The sequence below is a fragment of the Alteromonas sp. KS69 genome (assembly GCF_003989595.1).
GTDB classification, from domain to species: domain Bacteria; phylum Pseudomonadota; class Gammaproteobacteria; order Enterobacterales; family Alteromonadaceae; genus Alteromonas; species Alteromonas naphthalenivorans.
Genome location: NZ_PYHU01000072.1, coordinates 1 through 5,224, shown reverse-complemented (window position 1 = coordinate 5,224; position 5,224 = coordinate 1). Strand labels below are relative to the sequence as shown.

Here is a 5,224-nt window from a genome sequence, read left to right as displayed (position 1 = left end):
ATGGCAGCTCGTTCCTTCAATCAAGTGATGAAGTTGAGCTTACCAATTGATTTAGTGAGAAAAAGAAGAAGATTTCGGGATTCCGATCAGTGATTTCGGAAAAACGTCATTTTTGATCGGGTAACTCCGAAATAAGCGATCGGATTAGACCGAAATCACTGATCGGATTGAACCGAAATGGGTGATCGGAATGGGCCGGAACATGCAAAATAGAGGCAGTTGAACAGAAAAATTTAGAGCTAAACTACGCTTAAAGAGGTTGTATGAGTATAGATTCAGGGACGAAATATAGGGATTGGGTTTCAGGTTATATATATGAAAACTTTTCTGGGCGAGGCATTAAGATTTATCAAGAGGTTTCGGTAGGCAAAAGTATTATCGGCAAAAAGCGGACGGTAGATATTTTAGTCTTGAATGAGGCGCAGAATGTAGCAGTTGCTTTGGAATGTAAGCTGCAAAATGTTACCGGAACAGCTGATGAGAAAATACCTTATGCCTTGAATGATGCTCAGTCGATGCAAATGGATAAGTATGTAGTCTATGGCGGAGATGGTTTTAGCAAAGGCGTCAAGCACATGCTGGAAGCCCATGAGTTGGCTTGCTATGCAAAACCACGTAATATGCAAGAAGCTGATTTCAGAAGAACAGCTGACACGAGGGAGTTAGACCATATATTGGCCATGAAATTTAACTGGTGGGACATCGTTGTCTTCAATAAATCGGAATTCACTGGCAGTTCGAGCTTGTAAAAGTGTATTAATTACGCCTTTACGATTATTCGAATTCGATCCGTCAATACAGATTACTTATTGTATCCTAGTGATAGCGCAAATAGCCCCATGTACTCTCATTCGATGCATTGTTGACTGCTTTTATACAAGCTTTTTTCTTCGCTATCATTATTATGCCTTCAAGCATCATGGAACCCACACGCTGGTAGATACAGATATTTGTAAGCAATAATTCTTACTAGGGTCATTTTTATCTAGATTAAGTGCAAGGGTTTCTTTGACAGCCTTAATGCTATTCCTTCGTCCTTACGAAGCCTATCCAATAGACTACGTAGATTCATATTATGCTTGAATCAGTAGAGAATAAGTTGTTAATAGATGAAAAAAGAAAGCCCGTCATAAGGCGGGCTAAAAGAAATTCTTAGGGTGTTGTTATTAACGGCTTAATCCCAAACACCAACAGGGTTATCCCAAACACCTACATCTTTTGTTGTAACTAACATGTATTAATCTCCGATTTTCCTTGGTCAGCCTAATATCTATAGCAAACCAGTGTATTTAAGACAACTTTTTTATACGAAAGTTCGCTTCTGAGGATTAATTTCAACCCTTCAATGGGGGACAAAATTTTACTCCCTATCATCAGCGGATGCAAATGGTTGTTTAGGTTTTTCTGGTTTTGATTTGTGCCACCAAAACGTTATTCCTTGGTACGGGAATACCCCGTGATTTAGTTTATATTTTTTTCTGCGAACATTTGGGTTCTGTCGATCACTTTCTAAATCTTCAGGGTGATTTGATTTAGCTCCAACCTCAATACCTAGAGGGAAGCCAATTTCAAGCTCCATATACTCTGTGGGGGTCAACGTTGTCCAAACCTCGGTGTCGTCATACTTCTTAAAAGTTCTAGAGCAAAATGATACCTTAAAACCTTTACCATCTTTAGTTGATGGAAGGTTGACCGTAGTTTCAAATTCTTTGACCCCTCGCCCTTTACCATAGGAAATTAGTTTTTTCATTTCATCATGTGAAAGCTCATTGTCACCAATTGTTGCTTCATGTATTTCAAGGGCTTCTTGGAGCCGTGGATCCAAATCACATGATACTCCACAACGGATGGGGTGATTTTTAATTTCCAAATCACTTAAGTTATAAAGTATATGAGTAGTAGTTACATCACAAACAAGTATCTTATTTTTTTCAGAATCACTGAGGCCTAGTTGGGCGGCTAACTCATCAGTAATTTCACTAAGCTCATATGACATTGAAGCATCACGTTTAATAAGCGCTTGATCTAATACTGATCGTTTAACTTCTTTAAAAATCAGGTCGGGAATAATTTTTTTAAATACGGCACTTAATACATCTTTGCTAACTTCCTGCTGAAATACCTTAAATTCCTCATTTTGTTTTTTTCTTGTCATTGACTCGACTGTATAGCCGAGTGCGGCAGCAATCATTAAAGCAACACCAGCCTCTTTGAAGAATAAGCTAATAATTGTGGTTACTAGTTCTGGGCTTGATATTTTTGGAAGGACGTAAGATAAGAGCTTAGAAAGTAATATCGATACAAACCCGGCGGTAAATACTTCTATCAAAAATATCTTGTCTTCAGAATCCCAAAATTTAAGCGTTTCTTTTGAAGTTATATTGACATCACTATCGTCCTTGCTGCTTTCTTTGTCACTTGCGTTTATTGTCATATGTTCATCCTTGTAGTCAAAAAATAAATATATCAGATGCTTGCTGATTTTAGAAAGAACTTGGGTGGGATAGGAATGAAAAAATTTGCCGGCTGATGGTTAAAAAGGAAAGGTAAAAGTAAGTATTGGTCTTTGTTTGCATGCCCTACGTATCTAAAATCGAATATAGGCTTATAACAAAATTTTTAAAACTTACTGTACGTTTGCTTAAGCACGATTACCTGCTATAAATTCAATAGTATAACTCTGAAAAATAATCGTTCGCCGCTAGCGTACATACATGTAACAGTGACTTGCTTGCAGCGAGCACATATAAAAAGAGCAACCTGAACAATGGATGTGAAGAACAGTGGCATAAGGAAGGCGTTACCTGTTTTAACGTTTACATTTTTCGTCTTTGCGCTAATTCTCGTCTGGTGTTTTTTTACCCTAAATCACAGTAATTTCTTTCATCAATTAAATGTTAGGCACTTTAAATACACGTCTGAATTAAGCGAACAAATTTCTGCGCCCGCAGAACTTTTTTCAGACGCGCACCCTGTGAAATTAGATGATATTCGTCAAACCATTCTCAACATTCGGGAGCAGCCTTTAGATTGTTTGTCGATGATTGGTAATACAGAGCGTTTTATCATGAAAATTATTGGCACAGAGTCGGTTATTGATATTTGTACTCGTGACGTTCAAAGTGCTAATAGTTCATTGGCTGCGCTGGCCGATTATGAAGCGGGTAATGTTAGTCAACAAACACTACAAGACCAGATAGTAAAATCGCTTAGGGATTTTAGAACAAACTCTTCTGACTTTGAGATACCCGTCGAGAAAACGGTAAATTTCGTGGCTAACATTACCCTCTCTATTATTATTTTGTCATCAATAGTGGTTTTGTTATTTGCTGCATTTATTTCTCGGGCTGTGTCATCGGGGCTTACCAGCAGGGAAGAGGCGATGAAAGCCCTAGCTGAAAGCGAGAAACGAAATAAACAAATGGCGCATACCGACGCGTTAACGGGCTTGCCGAACAGAAACTTGCTTGAACATACTGTAGACAAAGCCATTAATATGTCGGAGCGCAGTAATTTGCCCTTCGCGGTGATGTTTATCGATCTTGACCACTTTAAAGACATTAACGATAGCTTAGGCCACGCGTTAGGCGACACGCTTTTAATCACTATGGCGCAGCGAATTTCAGATGCAATTCGCGCTACCGATGTGGTGGTTCGTTTTGGTGGTGATGAATTTGTGGCGGTAACAGACTGTTTTGAATCAATTGAAACCATTGATTTCATTGCCCATAGAATATTAGACACTATCAGTAAATCTGTGCAGCTTGGCAATAACGACTACTATATCACTGCGAGTATTGGTGTAGCCTGCTACCCACAAAACGGCGCTAATTCCTCATTGCTGCTAAAGCATGCCGATACGGCAATGTACCAAGCTAAAGAGGCGGGCAAGAATCAGTATCAAGCATTCGATAAATTATCGGCCATTAAACAAAACCGCAAACTAAAACTGGTAAGTCAGCTTCATCATGCTATTGCTAACAATGAGTTTAGCTTAGTTTATCAACCGATTGTTAGGCTTGAGGATGGCGTGACAGTTGGGAGTGAAGCGCTATTAAGATGGACTAACCCAGATAACGAAGCCATTGGTCCCGATGAGTTTATTCCTATTGCCGAGCATTCGGGACAAATTATTGATATAGGAAATTGGGTATTACAACAAGCCTGTGAACAATGCAAAGCATGGCATGATGCAGGCGCTACGCATCATGCAATGGCAATCAATGTGTCATCACATCAGCTTAAAGATCAGCATTTCGCGCAAAGGCTCGCAGATATTCTGGCTAGCTTATCGTTGCCCGCAGAGTGTATACATATTGAGGTAACCGAGAATATTGCCATTATGGAAGAGCAAGCCTGCGTTGCATCGCTGTACAGGTTATCTGAGCTGGGTGTGCAACTGTTACTCGATGACTTTGGTACGGGGTATTCGTGCCTAAGCTATCTTAAGAATTTACCTTTTGATGTATTAAAAATAGACAAGAGCTTTATGCCTGCAAATAACACCATTGCCAGTACCATTATCGCCATGGGGCATGAACTGGATATGGAGGTGGTGGCCGAAGGCATTGAAACTGATATGTGTTACGCAATGCTACAGAAGCTAAACTGCCAATATGGGCAGGGGTATTTGTTCCAAAAGCCAGTGCCAGCTAGTGAGTTCGATATCTACAAGCAATACAAATGCAGTGTTCCTGAGCTAGCTTAATAGCGCAAACGGTAAGTGTTTTAAGTCAGTTGGCTTAGCGTATTGCTATTAAGCCAACTCACTTGTCACCTAAGCAGGAACACAATTAGCTGGCGTGCTCTCAATCAATTAATCAATCAAATCTAATGTCATCACAACACGCGGTTGGCTGCTTGATACCGGCGGTGAACGATGCACTATTCCAGCGTTCTCATTACCTTGCCACAACTCTCCCTTTAGAATTGCGACATCACCCGTTTCCAAGGTTTGTATATCTTGTGCTGTACGATATAAACCCGAATGGTCATCGGTTAATGCGCCGCTTTTGTGGCCTAGCATTGTGCGGTCGGTGTTATCGTGTTCTAGCCACTGGCTGCCCGGTCCAACAAAGGTGGTCACTAAACGGCAAGATACTCTATCAACATGAAAACGAGGGCACATGGCCTTGTCTAATGTTGATAACCTAAAACCAATGGTATTAGCCTCAAACAAGCAGATAAACATGTCGACGAGCTCTGACGTGCTCCAATAGATTCA

4 protein-coding genes are annotated in these 5,224 nt (G+C 40.2%); 2 read left to right on the top strand and 2 right to left on the bottom strand.

Features of this window, described 5'->3' with window-relative positions; translation table 11 throughout:
• Positions 1-263: 263 nt before the first annotated feature.
• Positions 264-749: a PD-(D/E)XK nuclease superfamily protein gene (locus C7Y69_RS21290; protein WP_126874094.1), complete on the top strand. Its 486-nt coding sequence runs from the start codon at positions 264-266 to the stop codon at positions 747-749.
• A gap of 611 nt (positions 750-1,360) precedes the next feature.
• On the opposite strand, the gene C7Y69_RS21285 is transcribed toward C7Y69_RS21290, so the two are convergent.
• Positions 1,361-2,434: a hypothetical protein gene (locus C7Y69_RS21285; protein WP_126874093.1), complete on the bottom strand. Its 1,074-nt coding sequence runs from the start codon at positions 2,432-2,434 to the stop codon at positions 1,361-1,363.
• A 540-nt stretch (positions 2,435-2,974) separates the two neighbouring features.
• Here C7Y69_RS21285 and C7Y69_RS21280 point away from each other — a divergent pair.
• Positions 2,975-4,708: a bifunctional diguanylate cyclase/phosphodiesterase gene (locus C7Y69_RS21280; RefSeq protein WP_158306779.1), complete on the top strand. Its 1,734-nt coding sequence runs from the start codon at positions 2,975-2,977 to the stop codon at positions 4,706-4,708.
• A gap of 108 nt (positions 4,709-4,816) precedes the next feature.
• On the opposite strand, the gene C7Y69_RS21275 is transcribed toward C7Y69_RS21280, so the two are convergent.
• A complete protein-coding gene (locus C7Y69_RS21275; protein ID WP_260563944.1) occupies positions 4,817-5,191 on the bottom strand; it encodes a DUF1826 domain-containing protein in 375 nt (124 codons plus the stop codon).
• Between the last annotated feature and the right edge of the window lie 33 nt (positions 5,192-5,224).

What these genes read in the sequence shown, in the direction of transcription:
- C7Y69_RS21290 (WP_126874094.1), top strand. Translation starts at nt 264, where the DNA reads ATGAGTATAGATTCAGGGACGAAATATAGGGATTGGGTTTCAGGTTAT.
- C7Y69_RS21285 (WP_126874093.1), bottom strand. Translation starts at nt 2,434, where the DNA reads ATGACAATAAACGCAAGTGACAAAGAAAGCAGCAAGGACGATAGTGAT.
- C7Y69_RS21275 (WP_260563944.1), bottom strand. Translation starts at nt 5,191, where the DNA reads ATGTTTATCTGCTTGTTTGAGGCTAATACCATTGGTTTTAGGTTATCA.